Origin of the sequence: Altibacter sp. HG106 (assembly GCF_028561755.1) — a bacterium.
In the GTDB taxonomy this organism is placed as follows: Bacteria; Bacteroidota; Bacteroidia; order Flavobacteriales; family Flavobacteriaceae; genus DFVG01.
Genome location: NZ_JAQQTD010000003.1, coordinates 44,196 through 64,232, shown reverse-complemented (window position 1 = coordinate 64,232; position 20,037 = coordinate 44,196). Strand labels below are relative to the sequence as shown.

At 44.7% G+C, this 20,037-nt stretch carries 19 protein-coding genes and 1 pseudogene; 5 read left to right on the top strand and 15 right to left on the bottom strand.

Annotated features, from left to right (window positions below; translation table 11 throughout):
- Positions 1-32 precede the first annotated feature (32 nt).
- On the top strand, positions 33-224 hold the full coding sequence (locus tag PO830_RS05620) for a hypothetical protein (protein WP_272852561.1): 192 nt from the start codon (positions 33-35) through the stop codon (positions 222-224).
- 65 nt (positions 225-289) lie between these two features.
- Here the strand turns inward: PO830_RS05620 and fabD are convergent, their stop codons facing one another.
- Genes fabD through PO830_RS05600 form a run of 4 tightly spaced genes read right to left on the bottom strand, consistent with a single transcriptional unit; the run spans position 290 to position 2,997 of the window.
- Positions 290-1,171 (bottom strand): ACP S-malonyltransferase, encoded by an 882-nt coding sequence (gene fabD / locus PO830_RS05615; RefSeq protein WP_272852560.1) that lies wholly within the window; start codon positions 1,169-1,171, stop codon positions 290-292.
- Between the two features lie 51 nt (positions 1,172-1,222).
- Positions 1,223-2,068 carry a fructosamine kinase family protein gene (locus PO830_RS05610; protein WP_272852559.1) on the bottom strand — a complete coding sequence of 282 codons (846 nt, stop codon included), beginning with the start codon at positions 2,066-2,068 and terminating at the stop codon, positions 1,223-1,225.
- 6 nt (positions 2,069-2,074) lie between these two features.
- The gene (locus PO830_RS05605) at positions 2,075-2,557 is read right to left on the bottom strand and encodes a dihydrofolate reductase (RefSeq protein WP_272852558.1); all 483 of its coding nucleotides are present in this window, start codon (positions 2,555-2,557) and stop codon (positions 2,075-2,077) included.
- Positions 2,554-2,997 carry a 2TM domain-containing protein gene (locus PO830_RS05600; RefSeq protein ID WP_272852557.1) on the bottom strand — a complete coding sequence of 148 codons (444 nt, stop codon included), beginning with the start codon at positions 2,995-2,997 and terminating at the stop codon, positions 2,554-2,556. The genes PO830_RS05605 and PO830_RS05600 overlap by 4 nt, the downstream gene beginning before the upstream one ends.
- A gap of 54 nt (positions 2,998-3,051) precedes the next feature.
- On the opposite strand from PO830_RS05600, the gene PO830_RS05595 reads away from it, so the two are divergent.
- The gene (locus PO830_RS05595; RefSeq protein ID WP_272852556.1) at positions 3,052-4,122 is read left to right on the top strand and encodes an aminotransferase class V-fold PLP-dependent enzyme; all 1,071 of its coding nucleotides are present in this window, start codon (positions 3,052-3,054) and stop codon (positions 4,120-4,122) included.
- Between the two features lie 10 nt (positions 4,123-4,132).
- On the opposite strand, the gene PO830_RS05590 is transcribed toward PO830_RS05595, so the two are convergent.
- The 5 genes from PO830_RS05590 to PO830_RS05570 all read right to left on the bottom strand — a co-directional run bounded on the left by PO830_RS05590 (position 4,133) and on the right by PO830_RS05570 (position 8,161).
- A complete protein-coding gene (locus tag PO830_RS05590) occupies positions 4,133-4,657 on the bottom strand; it encodes a DUF3124 domain-containing protein (protein ID WP_272852555.1) in 525 nt (174 codons plus the stop codon).
- Complete coding sequence (locus PO830_RS05585) at positions 4,658-5,635, bottom strand: L-histidine N(alpha)-methyltransferase (protein ID WP_272852554.1); 978 nt, start codon at positions 5,633-5,635, stop codon at positions 4,658-4,660.
- A gap of 10 nt (positions 5,636-5,645) precedes the next feature.
- Complete coding sequence (egtB, locus tag PO830_RS05580) at positions 5,646-6,806, bottom strand: ergothioneine biosynthesis protein EgtB (RefSeq protein ID WP_272852553.1); 1,161 nt, start codon at positions 6,804-6,806, stop codon at positions 5,646-5,648.
- Between the two features lie 80 nt (positions 6,807-6,886).
- Positions 6,887-7,321, bottom strand: a complete 435-nt coding sequence (locus PO830_RS05575) for a TonB family protein (protein WP_272852552.1) — start codon at positions 7,319-7,321, stop codon at positions 6,887-6,889.
- A gap of 15 nt (positions 7,322-7,336) precedes the next feature.
- Positions 7,337-8,161, bottom strand: a complete 825-nt coding sequence (locus tag PO830_RS05570) for a thymidylate synthase (RefSeq protein ID WP_272852551.1) — start codon at positions 8,159-8,161, stop codon at positions 7,337-7,339.
- Between the two features lie 133 nt (positions 8,162-8,294).
- On the opposite strand from PO830_RS05570, the gene PO830_RS05565 reads away from it, so the two are divergent.
- A complete protein-coding gene (locus tag PO830_RS05565; protein WP_272852550.1) occupies positions 8,295-8,657 on the top strand; it encodes a hypothetical protein in 363 nt (120 codons plus the stop codon).
- Here the strand turns inward: PO830_RS05565 and PO830_RS05560 are convergent, their stop codons facing one another.
- The 4 genes and pseudogenes from PO830_RS05560 to PO830_RS05545 form a co-directional block, all read right to left on the bottom strand.
- A complete protein-coding gene (locus tag PO830_RS05560) occupies positions 8,658-10,388 on the bottom strand; it encodes a NupC/NupG family nucleoside CNT transporter (protein ID WP_272852549.1) in 1,731 nt (576 codons plus the stop codon). It abuts the gene before it with no gap.
- Positions 10,388-11,015, bottom strand: a pseudogene (locus PO830_RS05555) (bifunctional nuclease domain-containing protein). The gene PO830_RS05560 and the pseudogene PO830_RS05555 overlap by 1 nt, the downstream one beginning before the upstream one ends.
- Positions 11,016-11,176: 161 nt before the next feature.
- On the bottom strand, positions 11,177-12,139 hold the full coding sequence (locus PO830_RS05550) for an electron transfer flavoprotein subunit alpha/FixB family protein (RefSeq protein WP_272852548.1): 963 nt from the start codon (positions 12,137-12,139) through the stop codon (positions 11,177-11,179).
- A 40-nt stretch (positions 12,140-12,179) separates the two neighbouring features.
- Entirely contained in the window at positions 12,180-12,920 is a 741-nt protein-coding gene (locus tag PO830_RS05545; RefSeq protein WP_272852547.1) for an electron transfer flavoprotein subunit beta/FixA family protein, read from the bottom strand.
- A 216-nt stretch (positions 12,921-13,136) separates the two neighbouring features.
- Between PO830_RS05545 and PO830_RS05540 the strand changes: the two genes are divergently transcribed.
- Both PO830_RS05540 and PO830_RS05535 read left to right on the top strand, forming a co-directional pair.
- The gene (locus tag PO830_RS05540) at positions 13,137-14,114 is read left to right on the top strand and encodes a pyruvate dehydrogenase complex E1 component subunit beta (RefSeq protein ID WP_272852546.1); all 978 of its coding nucleotides are present in this window, start codon (positions 13,137-13,139) and stop codon (positions 14,112-14,114) included.
- 60 nt (positions 14,115-14,174) lie between these two features.
- Positions 14,175-16,655, top strand: a complete 2,481-nt coding sequence (locus PO830_RS05535; RefSeq protein ID WP_272852545.1) for a DUF5686 family protein — start codon at positions 14,175-14,177, stop codon at positions 16,653-16,655.
- Positions 16,656-16,982: 327 nt separating this feature from the next.
- On the opposite strand, the gene PO830_RS05530 is transcribed toward PO830_RS05535, so the two are convergent.
- Both PO830_RS05530 and PO830_RS05525 read right to left on the bottom strand, forming a co-directional pair.
- Positions 16,983-19,388: a TonB-dependent receptor gene (locus PO830_RS05530; protein WP_272852544.1), complete on the bottom strand. Its 2,406-nt coding sequence runs from the start codon at positions 19,386-19,388 to the stop codon at positions 16,983-16,985.
- 78 nt (positions 19,389-19,466) lie between these two features.
- Positions 19,467-20,003 (bottom strand): hypothetical protein, encoded by a 537-nt coding sequence (locus PO830_RS05525; protein WP_272852543.1) that lies wholly within the window; start codon positions 20,001-20,003, stop codon positions 19,467-19,469.
- Positions 20,004-20,037 lie beyond the last annotated feature (34 nt).

The following is a 20,037-nucleotide window of genomic DNA, read 5'->3' as shown; positions in this document are numbered from 1 at the left end:
GATCCTTTGTTTCTTTGCACAAAACCAAGACAATGAAGCTAGTAACGGTCAGAAGAAAGACCAAACAAGAGAAACGATTTTCCGAAAAAATGGGGATTTTAACCGCAAACGTGGTGTATATCCAAAAACGATTTTTAAATATTCCCGTGAAAACGGTTCACAAATATCGTGAAACCTATTACGGGGAAATCAAGGACTGCAAGTCCTGTTCTTTAAGTGCTTAATAGACACCTAATGTATTAAAAAAGCCCTCAAATTGAGGGCTTTTTTAGTTTGGGGGTGATTTTCGCTATAGCGTCGCTTTTTCTGTCTGAACGCTACGATCAATCTTTCGTACCAGTCCTTGTAATACATTTCCGGGGCCTACTTCTATAAATTGTGTTGCTCCGTCTTGTATCATATTCTGAATGCTCTGCGTCCACTTTACCGGTGCGGTGAGTTGAAAAATAAGGTTCTTTTTGATCTCGGCAGGATCCGTCACCGCGAAGGTACTTACATTCTGATATATAGGACATGCTGGTGCTGTAAAGCGAACCGCCTCGATGGCTGCGGCCAGTTCCTCTCGTGCCGGTTCCATCAACGGACTGTGAAATGCGCCTCCTACTGGCAATACTAAAGCTCTTCTGGCTCCGGCTTCCGACATCGCCTCACACGCTTTTCCCACGGCTGCCACATCACCACTTATCACCAACTGCCCTGGGCAATTATAATTTGCGGCTACTACTGTTCCGGCGACATCCGCGCAGATGGCTTCCACGGTGCTATCTTCAAGTCCTAATACCGCTGCCATGGTAGAAGGCTCCAGTTCACAAGCTTTCTGCATGGCTTGTGCACGCTTTGAGACCAGTTGGAGTCCGTCTCCAAATGCCAATGTTCTATTGGCCACTAATGCAGAGAGTTCTCCTAGGGAATGTCCGGCAACCATATCGGGTTGAAAGGAATCGCCTAACACCTTGGCAAGGATGGTGGAATGTAGAAATATGGCCGGTTGGGTTACTTTTGTTTCTTTCAGTTCTTCGGCAGCACCTTCAAACATGATTTTGGTGATGTCAAACCCCAGTACCTCATTAGCTTCTTGAAACAAGTCTTTTGCCATGGGAGAAGCTTCATAGAGGTCTTGCCCCATTCCTGAAAATTGAGCGCCTTGGCCAGGAAATATATATGCTTTCATAGATTTATTGCGTTTACATAACTTTTAGTAGCAGCAAAAATAACCATTCTATTAAGAATAGCGCTTCAGAATATCGGCAACTCGGCCGTAGTAACTTCTTCCGAAGATGTTAAGATGTACCCACAAGTAGTATAACTGCCACAATTCTTGCCGATCTTTCCATCCAGACTCCAAGGGAAACTGTTCCGTATAGTGGTCGAATACTTCCGCAGGAAAGCCACCGAATAACGCCATCATGGCCAAATCCATTTCTCGTGGAGCATACCCTACGGCGGGATCGATCAAAACCGGTTCGCCAGTTTCCGAAGCTAAAAAATTACCGCTCCACAGATCGCCATGGATCAAACTAGCAGGCTCTTGAGGAATTTCTTTAGCGATGTTTTTAAAGGCTGAGGCTGCCTTCGGAAAGGTAAAACCCAACACCCCAGATTGCGCCAGTTGCGGCTGTAATCGTTCCTCCAGGTAAAAAGAAGCAGCATCGGGCTGGGTTGCATTCTGCTGGGGCAAACTACCAATATAATTATCGTGATCTAATCCGAACTGTGGGGAGGTAACCGAGTGCAGGCTTGCGAGTTTTGAAGCAAATTGTTTCCAGAAGGCAGCCTTTGGAGCGCGATTGGGGATGTATTCTAAACACAAATAGTCGTATTCATCACATTGTCCTGTAGCCAAAACTTCCGGAATGCGGAAACTATTGGAAGAGGCCAACAACGAAAGTCCTTTGGCTTCAGCGAAAAACATGCCGGGAAAGGCATTGCTTTGATTCAGTTTAACCACCACAAAAATTTCAGAACATTCCAAGAGATAGACGGCATTGATATCGCCTCCCGACAGGGGTTTCGCTTTAATAATGTGCCACTGGTGTTGTTTCGCTATTTCGGAAAGAATATGCTTCAAACTGAATTACTTTCTCACCCAGGTTTCGTAGGTGAATCGGTAAGCGTGTTTGTCATCTTTTTCATGCGATTTTGTTTCGATCAACTTCCATTGTTTCTTCGGAATCTCGGGAAAATAGGTATCGGCTGCAAAGGTACCATGCACTCTGGTAAGTTCTATTTTTCGTGCGATCTCCATGCTTTGACGATAGATTTCACCGCCTCCAATGATGAACGGTTGATCGTCTTCAGTAACTTTTTCTATGGCTTCGGAAAGCGTATGAACTATAATAATACCATTTCTATGGTAGTCCCTATTCCGGGTGATGACAATATGAGTGCGGTTGGGTAACGGCTTCGGAAAGGATTCAAAAGTCTTTCGCCCCATAATGATATGATGGCCGGTGGTGAGCCGTTTAAAGCGTTTGAAGTCATCCGGAAGGTGCCATACAAGGTCATTATCCTTTCCCAATTCGTTATTTTCGCCGGCTGCCGCAATAAGGGTAATCATTCTACGTCGGGGGGTAGGAGATTGGGATGTTCCTTTTTTTTTACTTCTTCTTCCGTCGGAAGTTGCACGTCTGGTGCCTGATCTTTCTGTACCTCTGCTTCAAGTTCAGCGATGCGTTGTTCCTGCTTGGCTTTTAGCTTTTCCAATTGTCTGTTCTCCCATTCTTTGTCCATAAACTTGTTCATCAAAAACACATTGAACACATGAATGATCAAAATAAAAGCCCAGATAAGGATCGCCCATATATACCAGTCGGCGATGAGAAAATCTTCCCCTACGCCCAATACGGGATTGAGAATGATAAATAGCACAGCGCCCGCTAAGAAGATAATGAAATGCTGCATCAAACGCTTCTTTTGCTTGATGCGTCTGCGGGCATATTCGTATTGTTCGCGTTGTTCGGCGTCGATTCTTGCCGATTTGTTGGTTTTTGAAGCCATAGTTGGTTACTTTTAAGCGTATCGTAAAAATACCGTTTTTCAATCGTTAATCCTATGAATGCCATCAGAAATGAGTTTCCCGCGCTTGCCGAAAAAACCTATTTAAACACGCCTGCTTCAGGATTGTTATCTACCTCTCTCGCGACCTGGCGCAGTGAGCAAGAGGAAGCATTTCTTGCCCATGGAAGCGATTATGGACAAGCTATTAAGCTCATCGAAAGCGTACGTGATCGGATTGCCGGATTTTTCAATACTCCTAGCGATACGGTTGCCCTGGTTCCAAATTTCTCATTGGGGTTTAATATGCTACTGGATAGCCTACCCCAGGGGCAAGAAATCCTGCTACTGGAGAATGATTACCCATCCGTAAACTGGCCGGTAGAACATCGCGATTTTGATGTTTGCTATGCGAAGGTAGATACCAATCTGGAAAAAAATATTGAAACCGCTATTGCCGAACACCGTCCGGATATCTTTATTTTTAGTCAGACACAATGGCTCAACGGACTTCAAATCTCGGAGGATTTTTTGCACCAGGTAAAGGCATACCACCCTCAAATGTTATTAATCGCAGATGGCACTCAATATCTGGGCACAGCTACTTTCTCCTTTCAAAACAGCGCTGTCGACGTCATGGGAGGTAGTGCTTACAAGTGGTTGTTGAGTGGCTACGGAAATGGTTTCTTTATGATCAAGGAAGCAGCGCAGAAGCATATTTTTCCGAAAACAGTGGGGTTCAATTCTTCAGAAGGGTTTGGAAGTCCGCCGGGAGCGAGCCGCTTTATGAAGCATTGGGAACCCGGACATTTAGCACCGATACCCTTCGGAAGTATGGGCCAATCTCTAAAGCTTATCGAACAATGGGGAAAAGCCGAATTATATTCAGCTAGTAAAAAACTCGCGCACAAGGCCTTGCTCGCTTTTATTGAAAAGGGTCGCTTAGCGGAAGCGTTTGCAGATCGAAAACAACATGCTCCATTCTTCAATCTAAAGGGAGATCAAGCGTTGTTCAATCGCTTGAAATCAGCAGGAATAGTGGTTTCGCAACGGGGAGGAGGAATTCGTGTGGGGTTTCATTTTTACAATACGGAAGACGATTTGCAACAATTGCTCGACTTTCTGTAAGCGCCAGACGTTACTTACGAACGCCACGAGTGGTAAAGGAAAGACCTTGCTGTCCCGTAGTTGAAATCATTACTGCCTCGAAGAGCGGGTCTACGGTGCCCGGGTTTTTTTCCCAGTCAAACATAAAATTGGCCCCAGTACCGCCATGAAGATCATCTTCACGAACCACGATCTCTATGGTTTCCATGGGTTTTACGAACACTTTGCTCTTTACGTAGTCTCTGATAAGATCACCATGGGTGTTGAAGTATTCAGCATTTTGAAGAAAAATAGTGTCACTTTTACTCATGTTGCGAATACTCACCGTGATGGTAAGCGGGTAGGTGTATGCATCGGTACGTTGGTAAATTTCAGAATAGACCGGAAGATAGGTGCTTCCGCTTTCCAAGCTGTCTGTGTGCTCTCCTTTCCATTCGTGAGCCGACCAATCTACTTTTGGCAATAGCAATTCATTATGTTGTTTCACCGGACTTTCACAGCTTCCGAAGCCCACAATCAACAAACCTAATATCAACGCTATCGTACGATGTTTCATTTAACCGTTCCCTTTTTCAAATACGTAATTCTTGTAATACATTTTTTGGTCCGAATAAGAAGTTCGGATGCGTAACCCAGATTCTTCGGCCAACCAAGATACGATCTTATCGTTATATTTCTGCGATATTTCTGTGTGAATCGTTTCCCATGGATCGAAGGTAATAGTAAGGTCAAGGGCATCTATACACACCTTCATCGCCTCGGTTGCCACCAGAAAGCTCTTGGCTGTTCCTGTTTCGGGATCGTAGACTTCCCAATGGGTAAACTTATCGACTTCAAAGTCACCGCCGAGTTCTGCATTAATACGATGCAGTATGTTTTTATTAAAGGCTTCGGTAATACCGGCGGGATCATTATAGGCGTCTAGAATGGTTTGTGGGTGCTTCTTTTGGTCGAATCCCATGAACAATAGATCTCCTTCCGCAAGACTTTGCTGCAATTGCGTTAAAAAGTTAATGGCTTTAGGATGCAGCAAATTGCCAATATTTGAGCCCAATACCATTATGACCTTTTTACGGTCGGTAAAACTTTTCAATCGATTGAGCACTTTAAAATATTCCCCGCGTTCTGGGGCTACCTCTAAGTGCGGAAATTCGGTGGTTAAGGAAGCCGCCAGAGAATCGATGGCATTCTGGCTAATATCAATGGGTTTATAGGTAACATCGATCTGCTGTGCCACTAACTCCCTCAGCAGTACTTTGGTTTTTTTTCCGTCGCCTGCCCCCAATTCAATCAAGTCAAATCCGGTCTCTTTATCTTCAAAAAGGGAAGCTATTTCTTCAGAATGGGTATCAATGATCTCATACTCGCACCCGGTAAGATAATATTCGGGCATCGCCATGATGTCTTGAAATAGGGCATCGCCTTTCTGATCATAGATATATTTGGAGTATAGGTATTTCGGGTGAGATGTGAGTCCGTCGTACACGTCTTGCTGAAACATGGTGTCGAAGGAGTTGGCTACTTGAGTTGGCATAAAAGGACTATTATTTAGCGAGGCGAAGGCCGGTAAATTGCCACCGCAAATTGGGTTGAAAAAAATTTCGATAGGTGGCTCTTGTATGTTTTGGAGAAGTGGCCACCGACCCTCCGCGCAATACTTTTTGATTTACCATAAATTTGCCATTGTACTCGCCAATAGCGCCTGGTGCTTTCTTATAGCGGGGATAAGGCAGGTATGCGCTCTCGGTCCATTCCCAGCGCCGACCCCAATTAAATTCGTCTTGAGCCGCTTCCCATTCAAACTCAGTGGGAATACGGCACCCCTTCCATTGGGCGTACGCAAAGGCTTCAAAATACGATATGTGACAAAGAGGAGCTTCGGGGTCAATGGGTTGAAGACCGTTGAGCGTATAATAGTGCCATTTTCCATCCACTTGATGCCAATACATGGGGCGATTGATCTGCTGCTGTTGTACCCAATCCCATGCCTCTGCATGCCAGAGATTGTGATCTTGATAGCCTCCGTCGTTCCTAAATGCTAGAAAGTCTCTGTTGGTAACGAGGTTGGAAGCTATTTCAAAAGGCTCCAGTAATACTTCGTGTCTACCCATTTCATTATCGTAATGAAAACCGGTTCCGTCGTGACCAATGGCGTAGATGCCTCCGGGAATGGAAATCCAAGTGCTTTTATTGGGTTCGGGAAGATGCTCTGAAACATCATCGGCATATTTAGGTAACAGGGGATTGTGACCCAGAATATACTTAATATCTGTGATCAATAGTTCCTGATGCTGCTTTTCGTGATGTATTCCTATTTCCAGGAGGGCTTCCACTTCCTCTGTCACCGGTCCTGATAGAAGTGTTTCAAGTGCTTCCGTCACATAATGTCGGTAATCATACACCTTTGCTACACCGGGCCTGGATAGGTTGCCGCGATCGGAACGCATCACACGCTTCCCTACGGTTTCATAGTAACTGTTGAAAACGTAAGAGAAATCCTCATGAAATACCTCGTATGTCGGATGGTGAGGTTTCAGAATAAATTCTTCAAAAAACCAGGTAGTATGCCCTAGATGCCATTTGGGAGGAGAAACATCTACGATGGGTTGCACCACATAGTCTTCAATTTCTAACGGTTTGCAAAGGGTTTCGGTATAGGCACGCGTTTCCAGAAAGAAGGAAACCAGCTTGTTGGTTGTGATCATACAAAAAAGTGCTGCCGTTTATGGCAACACTTTAAAGATACGAAATAAGGGTAGCCTCTTTGTTTAAGGATTGTTAAATGCTATTTTCCCGTGCTGAAGGTAATCGGAACCGTGTATTTAATGGCGCGAGGTTTTCCTCCCATCATGCCTGGTTTCGACATTTTCGGAATTGAAGAGATATTGCGTTTGGCTTCCGCTTGTAAGTTTTCATTACCGCCACTTACACTTTTGATTTCCACTAATCCGGCTTCCGTAATAAAAAATGTTATTACCACACGGCCTTGAATATTATTCTTGTATTCTTCGGAAGGATATTTAAAATTCTTTGCGATATGCGTGGCTAACTTCTTTTTAAAGCAGGCATCTCTTTGAGAGGCATTTCCGTCTTCACAGCCCGGCCAGATGGGGGCTAGTTCACGCATGGTCAATTCATTTTTTTCAAGATTTCCCCACTCACGCTGCGCGAATAAGGAAGTAGTACTAACTAGCAAAAGGGCAATAATAAGGTTTTTCATAAAGTAGGGTTTCAACTAAACGGCAACCGCTCCCTTGATATGAGGATGCGGATTGTAGTCTTTTAGGGTAAAGTCATCAAATTTGAAGCCAAATATATCGGTTACATCTGGATTTATCAACATTTTAGGCAGCGGACGCGGATCACGCGATAATTGCAAATCGATTTGTGCTCTATGATTGCTATAAATATGAGCATCACCAAAGGTGTGGATGAAGTCTCCCGCTTCGTATCCGCAAACCTGTGCAACCATCATGGTGAGTAGCGCATAGGAGGCAATGTTGAAAGGAACCCCCAAGAAAATATCAGCGCTTCGTTGGTACAACTGACAGGATAATTTTCCGTTGGCGACATAAAATTGAAAAAAGGCGTGGCAGGGCGGCAGAGCGGCTTTTCCTTGCGCCACATTATCGGCAAAAGATTGGGAGGTGTCAGGCATCACACTGGGGTTCCAGGCGCTTACCAGCATGCGTCTGCTATCGGGGTTGTTTTTGAGGGTGGTGATGATGTCTTTGATCTGATCGATCTCTTCATTGTTCCAATTGCGCCATTGATGTCCGTAAACCGGACCTAAATTTCCTGCCTCATCCGCCCATTCGTTCCAAATACGCACTCCATTCTCTTGAAGGTATTCAATATTGGTGTCCCCTTTCAGGAACCAAAGCAATTCATGGACAATGGACTTTAAGTGCAATTTTTTGGTGGTAACCATAGGAAATCCTTCGCTTAGATCAAATCGCATTTGATACCCAAAGACACTTATCGTTCCTGTCCCGGTTCTGTCTCCTTTCTCGTGGCCATGTTCTAGCACGTGTTTAATGAGGTCGTGGTACTGTTTCATGAGAAAAAATTAGGAGATAAAAGTAACAAAGCCATCCTATAATGTAAACCGTTACTAGCGGGTTTTATTATAAGTTATTAACGGTTTCATTTTTCAAATATTTTGTTAATTTAGGTGTAGAAATGCATACCCTGTGAAAACGTATACGACTCCATTTGGCACGATGCAATGTTTCGAAAACTATTTGGTGTTTCATCTTGAGGCTGAGAATATTAGTCGTAATGAGGCAAAAGAAATAGTGTCGATAGCAGAAGGACATTTTCAAAAGAGAAAATTTGTTTTTATTTCCAATAGAACATTGCCTTCCGTCATTTCCGAAGAAGCATACAAAGAAATAAACCTGAAATACATGGTTGGGATAGCTATTGTTTCAAAAAATGAAAATACCCGAACCAGTGCTATGACCGAACAATCCTGGTTTGATGGTTCTTTTAGTTATTTCGCCACGGTGGAAGAAGCCGTTGATTGGGCCAATACCGTAGTAAAACAAAGTTAACTACCCGATAAGCATCCCTGCGATGGTCGCCGTAAGTAGTGCGGCTACAGTACCTCCAATTAATGCCTTTATGCCAAATTTTGCCAGGGTCACTCGCTTGCTGGGGGCTAACACTCCGATGCCTCCAATTTGAATTCCGATAGACGCAAAGTTAGCGAAGCCACACAACGCATAGGTGGCAATCACAATCGAACGATAGTTAATGATAGTACCAGCTTCTTTTAATTCGCTCAGTGTAGCGTAGGCGTAAAATTCATTTAGTATAGTTTTCTCCCCGAGCAGCTGTCCTACTACAGTAATGTCTTCGGAAGGAACCCCTATAATCCAGGCGACGGGTGCAAATATATTTCCTAAGATATACTGCATCGAAAATCCTGAATAGCGTCCTTCGGTGGCCGAAGCGATCTTTTCATTTAATCCTAACGGAGCCCCTATCCAATCAACAGTAACCCAGTTGAAAACGGCAATGATGGCGGTAAACACTAAGAGCATGGCACCCACATTCACTGCCAATTTGAGTCCTTCTGTGGTTCCTCTGGATACCGCGTCCAAGATGTTGCTACCTATCTTGTCTTTACTGATGTCTAAGGTGCGGTCTACGGTTTCGGTTTCCGGATACAGCATTTTAGCGATAATGATGGCCGCCGGAGCCGACATGATAGATGCGGTAAGCAAGTGTTTTGTAAAAATGATTTTTTCAACATCGCTATCCCCACCCAAAAACGCGATAAAGGCGGCGAGTACTCCTCCCGCAATGGTCGCCATCCCTCCAACCATTAGGCACAGGATCTCCGACTTTGTCATGCGATCCAGATACGGTTTTACCACGAGCGGTGCTTCCGTTTGCCCGATAAAAATATTGGCTGCTGCGGCAAGACTTTCGGCGCCCGAAAGTTGCATGGTTTTGCTCATTACCCATGCGAAACCTTTAACGATCCATTGAAGGATTCCGAGGTAATACAGCAAGGACGTAAAAGCCGAGAAAAATACAATGGTGGGGAGCACTTTAAATGCGAAAATATAGCCAAAGGTGTCCATGTCGGTAACGAGTCCGCCAAATAAGAATTCTGCTCCTTTTTCCGAAAAATTCAGGAAGGTAACCACCTTGTCTGAAACCCAATCAAAGACTTGTGCAACCACAGGAACTTTCAGTACTAAAATTGCGAAGAGCAGTTGCAGGGCGAGCCCTGTCCCAACCAATCGCCAATTAATGCGACGTCGATTACTGCTAAGTGCAAAACACACCGCTAATAAAAATACCATTCCCAAGACGCCGCGGAAGATGCTTTGCGTGTTGACCCCCAATCCTTGAGAATTGTCTAAGGCCAAATTGCTTTTGTCGTTTTCTGTTGGAGTGACCGTACTTACTTCTACCGCTGTGGGCGACGTAAAGGCGTACTTTATGTCATTTTCCGTGAGCACAAGCGTACTGTCCGTAAGTTGGGAAACTCGATATCTGCGAAGGGTGTCGGAAGGTTGTTCGTAGAAGAAAACGAGTAGGTTGTTCTGAAACATATAATCTCCTGATGCTTCCAATGCTTTTGCTTCAAGAGCATACTCAAAACGGCCACTGTCCAGTCGGAAGTAATCCTTAGTGTCATCGACCGCAGTAATGGTTTCTCCAGTGGTATCTGTGATGGATGAAAACGTCCAGTCACGTTCTATATTTTGTGAAATTCCGGTGCAAGCAAACAAACATCCCAATAGGATGAGAAGGTAGTTACGCTTCATTATTCTCCTCGTTTAGAAAGTTCATCGCGCAATTGTGCCGCTGTTTCGTAGTCTTCGTTTGCAACGGCCTCATCCAGCATTTTATTGAGTTCCTTTTTCGTGAACTTGGTGTAGTCTTTCTTCGCTTTCGATACCGATTCTTTGTCTTCGCCCGCAATGAGTTCTTCGATAATTTTTTCTTCGGAAGCCTTTTCGTCCTTTTTCTTAGCGGAGGTTTTTAGATAAATTCCCGCTTTGTCTAAAATATTCTTGTAGGTAAAAATAGGCGCTTGAAATCGGAGTGCCAGAGCGATGGCGTCGCTAGTGCGTGCATCGATAATTTCTTCCAACGCGTCGCGTTCGCAAATGATGCTCGAATAAAAGACTCCGTCTACAAGTTTATGAATAATGACCTGTTTTACGACGATTTCGTAGCGATCGGCAAAATTCTTAAAGAGATCGTGAGTGAGAGGACGCGGTGGTTTGATTTCTTTTTCAAGGGCGATGGCAATTGATTGGGCTTCAAAGGCTCCAATTTACAATGGGTAATTTTCGATTGCCATCATTTTCGCTTAAAATCAAGGCATAGGCGCCATTTTGGGTCTGACTGTAAGAAATTCCTTTTATGTTGAGGCGTACCAAACTCATAGATTGCGATATACGTAGAGGAGTCCCCGTCGTTAGGGTATCGCCCGATTCCACTAGGCGTTGTCCTCGCTTGCGAACTAAAATTAAAATAAAAAGGGCAGGTTAACAAGGGATAAACCTTATTAAACAGCCCCTTTTTCGTGGCGCAAATTACTAAAATTTTAGCCGTTCTGTGCCTTGAATTCTTTTAATTTTTCCGTGAGTTGGGGAACCACTTCAAAGGCATCGCCTACAATTCCGTAGTCGGCTGCCTTAAAGAAAGGCGCTTCTGGGTCGTTATTGATGACCACCTTCGTTTTGGAAGCATTGATTCCGGCTAAGTGCTGAATCGCTCCGGAAATTCCAATGGCGATATACAAATTAGATGCAACGGGTTTTCCTGTTTGCCCAACGTGTTCGCTATGCGGGCGCCACCCCATATCACTAACCGGTTTAGAGCAAGCCGTAGCCGCACCTAAGGTTTCCGCAAGTTCTTCCACCATTCCCCAATTTTCAGGACCTTTTAATCCGCGTCCTCCAGAAACCACGATCTCCGCGTCGGCGATGGTCACTTTGTCGGTCGCTTTATCCACTGAAACGGTTTCTACATTTCCATTGTTGGTTTCCGGACTAAAATCAACGGTGCTTGCATCTGTTGCGTTTTCGTGAACGCCATAGGCGTTTTTCGCCAAGCCTACAACTTTCACTTCTGTTTTGATCTCGGTAGTTGCAAAGGCCTTGTTGGTAAAAACACTGTGTTTTACTTGAAATGGCTCGGTGTTTTCGGGTAGCCCGGTGACGTTAGGAACGTATCCTGCATCTAGTTTGGCAGCTACGATGGGCGCCACAAATTTTCCATTCGCCGTAGAGGAAATTACGACGACCTTAGCGTCTTCTTCTCGTGCAGCGGCGGCAATGACATCCGAGTAGGCTTCCGCGTTAAAGGCTTTTAAGGCATCATTTTGTACCGACAACACCTTCGATGCGCCAAATTGCCCTAGCGATTCGGGACTGTCTCCATTCACGGCGACAGCCGTAACGGTAGTCCCCATAGCATCTGCTATCCCTTTGGCGTAGCTCACCACTTCCTGTGCCGCTTTCTTAAAAGTTCCTTGTTCTGATTCTGTATATACTAAAACTGACATGTACTTCTTTTTTATTGTTAACTGACTTCGGAAAAATCCGTTATATCACTTTGGCTTCATTGTGTAAAAGATCCACCAATGCGTCCACGCTGTCTACTAGTTTCACAGCTCCTTTAGGCGCTGGCTTTTCAAATTGGACGGCTTGTGTTTCCGCAGCAGCATCCACCGCTTCTTTTGTTTGAAGTGGTTTTGAACGCGCTTGCATGATACCGCGCATGTTCGGAATGCGAAGATCACTTTCTTCTACCAACCCTTTTTGTCCTCCAATCACCAACGGTAGGCTTGTTTTTAGGGTCTCCTTTCCACCGTCGATTTCCCGAATGGCAGTAGCTGTATCGTTCTCAATTTCGAGACTGATGCAGTTATTCACGAAACTTGCCCCAGTAAGATGCGCAATCATTCCAGGCACCATCCCTCCGTTGTAATCAATGGATTCACGACCGCCAATAATGAGATTATAATCACCCTCCTTCACCACCTGTGCCAATTGTTTGGCGACAGAGTATCCATCGGTAGGGGCCATATTAATTCGAATGGCTTCATCGGCCCCAATAGCTAAGGCCTTTCTAAGCGTGGGTTCGGTTTCCGGTCCCCCTACATTTACGACGTGTACGGTAGCACCTTGCTTCTCTTTGAACCACATAGCTCGCGTAAGACCAAATTCGTCATTAGGATTGATCACAAATTGAACTCCGTTGGTATCAAACTTAGTGTCTCCATCGGTAAAGTTGATCTTGGACGTTGTATCCGGCACGTGGCTAATACACACTAATATTTTCATAAAATTTGAAGATTTTTTATCGTTAGTATCCGGTTCTAAACAAAAACGTTATCGACCGTTTGTTTTCGCGGCTACGAAGATACAATTATAATTGGAATTTTCCTATGCATGCATAATAAATCGCGCTAAAAATGGAGCAAAAGTTTCCATGCTTGCCATTTTCCCATTATTTTTGTCCGTCTGAAACGTTTCAGCAGCAATTATTCAAAACATTTTATGAAGACAATTCAATTTCGGGAAGCGGTTTGCGAAGCGATGAGCGAAGAAATGCGTCGCGACGAATCCATTTATTTGATGGGAGAGGAAGTAGCCGAATACAACGGAGCCTATAAAGCCAGTAAAGGAATGTTGGATGAATTTGGTCCCAAACGTGTGATCGACACTCCTATTTCCGAATTGGGCTTTGCCGGTGTTGGTGTGGGTAGCACGATGACAGGCAACCGACCGATCATTGAATTTATGACCTTCAACTTTTCCTTGGTGGGGATCGATCAAATCATCAACAACGCCGCGAAGATACGTCAAATGAGCGGGGGTCAGTTTCCGTGTCCAATTGTCTTCCGTGGGCCAACCGCTTCCGCAGGACAACTCGCCGCCACACACTCGCAAGCGTTTGAAAGCTGGTTTGCGAACTGTCCCGGACTCAAAGTGGTAGTGCCCAGTAATCCGGCTGATGCCAAAGGCTTGCTGAAAAGCGCTATTCGCGATGACGACCCTGTGATCTTTATGGAGAGCGAGCAGATGTACGGGGATAAAGGGGAGGTGCCTGAAGGCGAATATTTGATTCCTCTTGGTGTGGCCGATATCAAAAGAAAAGGTTCTGATGTGACCATTGTTTCTTTCGGAAAGATTATCAAAGAGGCTTACAAAGCTGCAGAAACCCTTGCAGAAGACGGTATTGAATGTGAGATCATCGACCTGCGCACGGTGCGCCCCATGGATCACGATGCCATCCTGGAATCGGTAAAGAAAACCAATCGTCTTGTCATTTTGGAAGAAGCTTGGCCTTTCGGAAATGTCGCAACAGAAATCATTTATCAGGTGCAAAGTAAAGCGTTTGATTATCTGGATGCTCCCATCGAAAAAATAAATACGGCCGATACTCCGGCACCGTATTCTCCAGCCTTGTTAAAAGAATGGTTGCCGAACAGCGAGGATGTGGTGAAAGCCGTTAAAAAAGTGTTATATCGCTAAGCGAACCGCACTATTTTTTGCAACTTACCGTTTTCCTTTTCAAAAGGTCCAAATCTTGCTATGAGAATACTGTTACCCCTTATCTTTTTGTTGCTTACTTCTGTGCTTTTTTCACAATCGAAAGTAAGTGGGGTGGTAACCGATGTTAACGGTGAGAGCCTTCCTTTTGTAAACGTCATCTTTAAAGACACCAACGAGGGAACAATTACCAATGAAGACGGTAGGTTTTACTTAGAGAGCGATACTACGCAGGAGATAGTTGTTTTTTCGTTTATCGGGTTTACCTCCAAAGAGGTCGCTTTGGAAACCCGTGCCACCTATGGAATGGAGGTTACTCTTGAAGAAGAGGCGGCAGCCCTTGATGAGGTTGTTATCTTCAGTGGAAAAACCTCTAAAAAAGATAATCCGGCACTGGTCATTCTTCGTAAGATATGGGAAAATCGGCGTGAGAATGGCGTGAAAAAATTCAAGCAGTACAGTTACGACAAGTACGAGAAATTGGAATTCGATTTAAACACCATTGATTCTACGCTCATCAATAGCAATGTTTTCAAAGGAATGGAATTCATTTGGGATCAAATTGATACTTCTGCTGTCACTGGAAACAGTTATTTACCCATCTTCGTGAACGAGGCGTACAGTCAGGTATACGGAGACAATGTGCTGAAGGAAGAAAAAGAGATCCTGGAAGGAAATAAGAACAGTGGTTTTAGCAATAACCAAACCTTGATCGCCTTTGTAAAGGATCTGTACAAAGAATACAACGTCTACGATAATTACCTGAAGTTTTTTGACAAGGCGTTTACGAGTCCGTTGTCCCGCACCGGAATCGACGTGTACAACTACGTGCTCTTAGATAGTGCCTATCGAGACAACAAGTGGTGCTATAACATTGTCTATTACCCACGACGTAAGAACGAACTTACCTTTAAAGGCGACTTCTGGGTGAATGATACCACCTGGGCGATCAAAGAAATTAACCTTCAGGCCAGTAAAAGCGCCAATTTGAACTGGGTTCGTGAGGTCTATATTGAGCAGGAATTCGACGTGTTAAACGATTCAATTTTCCTTATTACCCGTGATTATTTTTTAAGTGATTTTAGTTTCCGAAAGAAGGAAGAAGCGCAGGGAGTCTACGGAAAACGAACCACTTTATACGACAATTACGCCTTCGATATTCCGAAGGACAAAAGTTTCTACGGAGAGCAAGTAGATCCGTACAGTGAGGCTATCTATAATCGCCCCGACTCTTACTGGGATGAGAAGCGAATGGAACAGCTCAGTAAAGATGAAAAAGGCGTATATCAAATGCTGGATACGCTGAAGACCATTCCAAGATTTCAAACATTATACAATATTGGAGCGACCCTTGCTACGGGCTATTATCAAGTAGGCAATGTAGATGTGGGACCTGTGTTCTCAATTTTCGGATTTAATGAAGCGGAAGGATTCCGGGTGCGCGTTGGAGGGCGCACCTACTTCAGTCAGAATGATCCCTGGCGGGTGGAAGTGTTCGGTGCATATGGTTTTCGCGACGATCGTTTTAAGTACGGGATTTCGGCAAAATGGTTGCTGGATCGGAAATCGCGACTCACCGTTTTCGCAGGAAATCGAAAGGATGTAGAGCAAACGGGAGCTAGCCTTACCAATAGCAATGACGTGTTGGGGAGAAGCCTGGCATCTTCCTCGTTAATTTCCGTAGGGGCGAACGATCGCCTCACGCGGATCAACCTCACCACGGCTGGATTTTCTTTAGAACCAGCTAAGAACTTCAATGTGCGGGTGACCGGATCCTACCGAACCTTAAGGTCGGCCACGGAAACGTTTAGTCTGGATTATTTTGATGAAAATGGTGTGGTTCAAAGTGAAATTCAGCAACCCGAGATCGAGGTAGGACTTTTTTACACCCCGCAACGAAAAACGTCTGGATACGGAGTGGAAAGAACCATCATCAACGACGGTGACTATCCCAGTTTTTATGCAGGGTATACCTACGGAATGCAAGATATTTTGGGAGGAGATTTCGAGTATTCAAAAATACAAGGGCTATACACGCAACCTTGGAATCTGGGTGGTTTTGGAAGACTGTTATCTACGGTCGAAGCAGGTACTATCTTAGATCCCGTTCCATTAGGGCTGTTGAGTCCGATTCCCGGAAACCAAACCTACTTCAGTCTTTATAACACGTTTGCGAATTTAGATTTCTACGAATTTGTAAGCGATACCTATGTGAGTTTGCACCTTCAGCACAACTTTGGAGGGCGTATTTTCTCCAGGATTCCCGGTCTTCGCGATCTTGACCTACGAGAAGTCATTGGCTTTAGGGCGGTTTATGGGCAAATTTCAGATGAGAATATCGCGCTTAATGCGCCTAACGGTTTGCTGCTTCAGGCACCCGAAGACATCTATTGGGAATACAGTGTTGGAATTGGCAACATTTTCAGAATATTTCGCTTAGACTTCAACTTCCGTGGTAATTACCTCGACAATCCAGGAGCGCGTGAATTTGGCGTCACAGGAATCTTTGGCTTCTCATTTTAAGCCACTTACCGGGTCAATGTTAAGTTTTCACTGAAATGTTAAGGCAGTGTTAATTTAATGTAACTTTGTTGCTAAAGATCGTTCCCCATGTTTTTCGTCGGAAAAAAAGCACGTCTTCAAAACACACACTATTTGCATCGCTCTCAATGTGAAATTCTTCCTGATATCCACGCGAGGATTACTCTAGAGGCTACCAAAATAGAACAAGCGTTGGTGGAAGCGCAAAACTACTTTGATGTAGTGAAGCCATGTGCCCTCTGCATTCTACAAAAACAAACTGCCTCCCCGTCCAGGAAGGCAGCGCTATAAATTCTGAAGGTTTTTTTGTCATAATTGTGCGCGTAGCGCCAAAATAAAGTTTCTACCCGGCCCAGAAATTCCCGAACTGTAGGGTCGATATCTTCGATCGGTAATATTCTCTAGCCCTGCATTGACGGACAGTAATTCCGTAAGGCGATAATTCGCTTTAAAATTGAGCGTATACCACCCGGGTGCATATGGATTGCCATTGTCGTCAATCGCATAGATCTCGGTTTTGCTCTGTTCGCTTATGGGCAAATCTTCAAAGGCGCGTTCACCGCTATAGTCAATATACATCTGAAGATTTAATTTCCGCGTTTTGAAGGTCAAGCGCGACACGCCAAACCAAGGGGCTGCGTGTCGGGATGTGCTCGTAGTGCCATCGTCCAACTCTTCTTCTCCATCTTGTAGATTAAATTGAGACGAGAACCCAAAGCCGGCCGGTAATTTTACTTCGACACCTGCTTGTATTCCAAAGACACGAGCCACTGCGGCATTCTGAATGGCTTGTACCTTACTCAATTCACCATCATACACGATACTGTCTTGTCCGTTCAATTGGAAATCGCGCCGCACTAAGGCATTTTTTAAACGGGTGTAGTAGGCGCTTACATCTACTTTTACCTTATCATTGAAGATTTTCGCAATACCTACATCAGCATTGTAGGCATATTCTGCCTTAAGATCAGGATTCGGAACCACCACTGCTCCCGGTTCGCTGTCAAATACTTTCCCAACATCATCTACATTGGGAGCCCGGAAGGCGGTGGCAGCGTTGGCGCTCAACACCCAGTCGTCTGCTGGTCGATACACCACGCCGAGATTCCCGGTTAAGGAACCATTGTTCAAATTAGCCTCTTCAAAAGGAAAGGGGTAAAACCGAGTATCGAATTCGGCGTCGAGCGTAAAATAATTATATCGCAAACCTCCTTGAAGTAGCACCTGTTCGCTTACTTTAAATTGGTCTGAAACATACGCGGCATAAGAAGCCCAGGTGGCCTGTGGATACCTACTCGGTCCGGGCCGACTTTCGCCGGAAAGGATGTTGGTGTCGGTTCCGGTTGAATTCACGTCATCGTAAACCACTTCCAGTCCGTAGAATAACGAATGGCGCTCACCGATCAATTTTGTAAAATCCAAATTGGCCGAATAGGCATCCACTTTTTCGACTCTCGTTTCACGCGTCTCATCATTAAAATTGCGACTGATCCTACTTTCTTCAAAATTCTGAATGGCCAATCGAATAGCCATTTCATCAAAGAGTGTCGTATTGCTATAATGCGTAGCGTTGAGGTTGTTCATCATCCACTTTTGAGGCCCGTAGCTCCATTCTCCATAGCGTGGTGCTCCGTTGCGCATTCGAAGATGACGATCGTAGCGACCGTAATCGGAGGTTTCCGAGTAGTGAAATCCGTATTGAAAATCCCAGTTCTCATTAGGTTGATAGCGCACTTTTTGCATCATATTGATCTGTGAGTATCCCGAAGGAACTTGTACTCTTGGATCTTCATTGGTCACCACCACATCCATACTGTCGCGACGCTCCACATAGAAGGGGCGCAAGAACTCGTTAGGTCCTTCACTGCCCTGTTTCAGATCATCAAAATCGGTATAGCTAATACTGGAAAGGAACGCCCATTTTTTCCAGCCTACGTTCACATCAAAATGGCCGGTTTTCTCGTTATTAGCAGAGGCAAATCGAGCGACGGCCTTTCCGGATACCAGAGGCTTGTCTTCCGTTGAAAATTGTGGTGTTAAAGTGCGAAAGCTCATCACGCCTCCAATTGCGTCACTTCCGTAGATAACAGCATCAGGACCAAATAATACTTCAGCATTTTCAATGGTAAAGGGATCTAAGGAAATCACGTTCTGAATGTTTCCGCCTCTAAAAATGGCGGTGTTCATGCGAACCCCATCTACGGTATACAATAGCCGATTGGTGGCAAACCCGCGGATGAGCGGACTTCCCCCGCCTTGCTGACTTTTCTGTATGAAAACACCGCCTGAGAGCGCGAGCAGATCTGCTGCTGTTTGAGGATTCTGAAGCGCAATTTCCTGCGGACTAATGGTGGTGATCTTGGAAGGAATATCTTTCGAAGATTGATTCCAACGGGTCGCGGAGATCACGATTTCATCCATGGTAAAATTTTGCGGTGTCAAGGCCAATTCGAAATTTTGGTTGGAAAGCTCCGAATAGCTCTTTGTTTGTTGTGCATATCCAAGCGATCGAATTTCAATTGCCTCGGCATCTTCAAAAGCGGCTATATTGGCTTGTCCTTCATAATTTGTAGTTGCTGATGCCCGTGGAGCCGCACTGTATAAGGTAACCAGTTCTAACGGTTCTCCTGTTTCGGCATCAGTAATAGTAATGGTTTGTGATAGCACCGGACTCGCCAGTAGGCATATCACAAGACCCAGTAATAGTTTCTTCATAGTAGTTGTAAAAAAAAATAGGCTCGGGAATACGGCCACAAGAACCGTTCCCGAAATGATTAGAAATAGTAAATAAGCTTACGTATGAAGAGAATACTGTGGGGGTGGGTCGTCCAATAACAGTACTATCGAATGAAAAGTATTGGCGTAGGTGTCTATTGTTGTTAAGAAGCTGTTCGGGCTCCATGGATGCCATTCATCTGGTGTTGAGAAAAACAGAATCGAAAGAAAATGCCGAAGTTGGCGCTGCTTGTCCTTTTGCAGCGGATCTTTTCCGAACGCATCGATTGCCAGTTTTTCTAATTGCCGATTTAACTTCGTTTCTTTTTTATCGGGGAACACGCGATAATAAAGACTGTCATTTTTTATCGCTGTCGAAACGATATCGTACATGCTGCCTTGATACTCGAATTCTTTCTCATGTTTCCAGTCCAGGCGTTCACTGTCTTCTTTGCTGAAAATAAGCAGCTTTAAGTCGGCTTCGTGAGCGTTCGCCATCAGTTCACGTTTTACTTCTTTCCGCACTTGCTTTTGTTGAAAGGTGAGCCAAAGAAATGTTCCCGATACCGGAAGGATCAGGCAGGCAACTAAAAAAACAGCGATATAGTGCTTCATGGCGTTTGGACAAATGTAGCCAAAATAAGAGGAT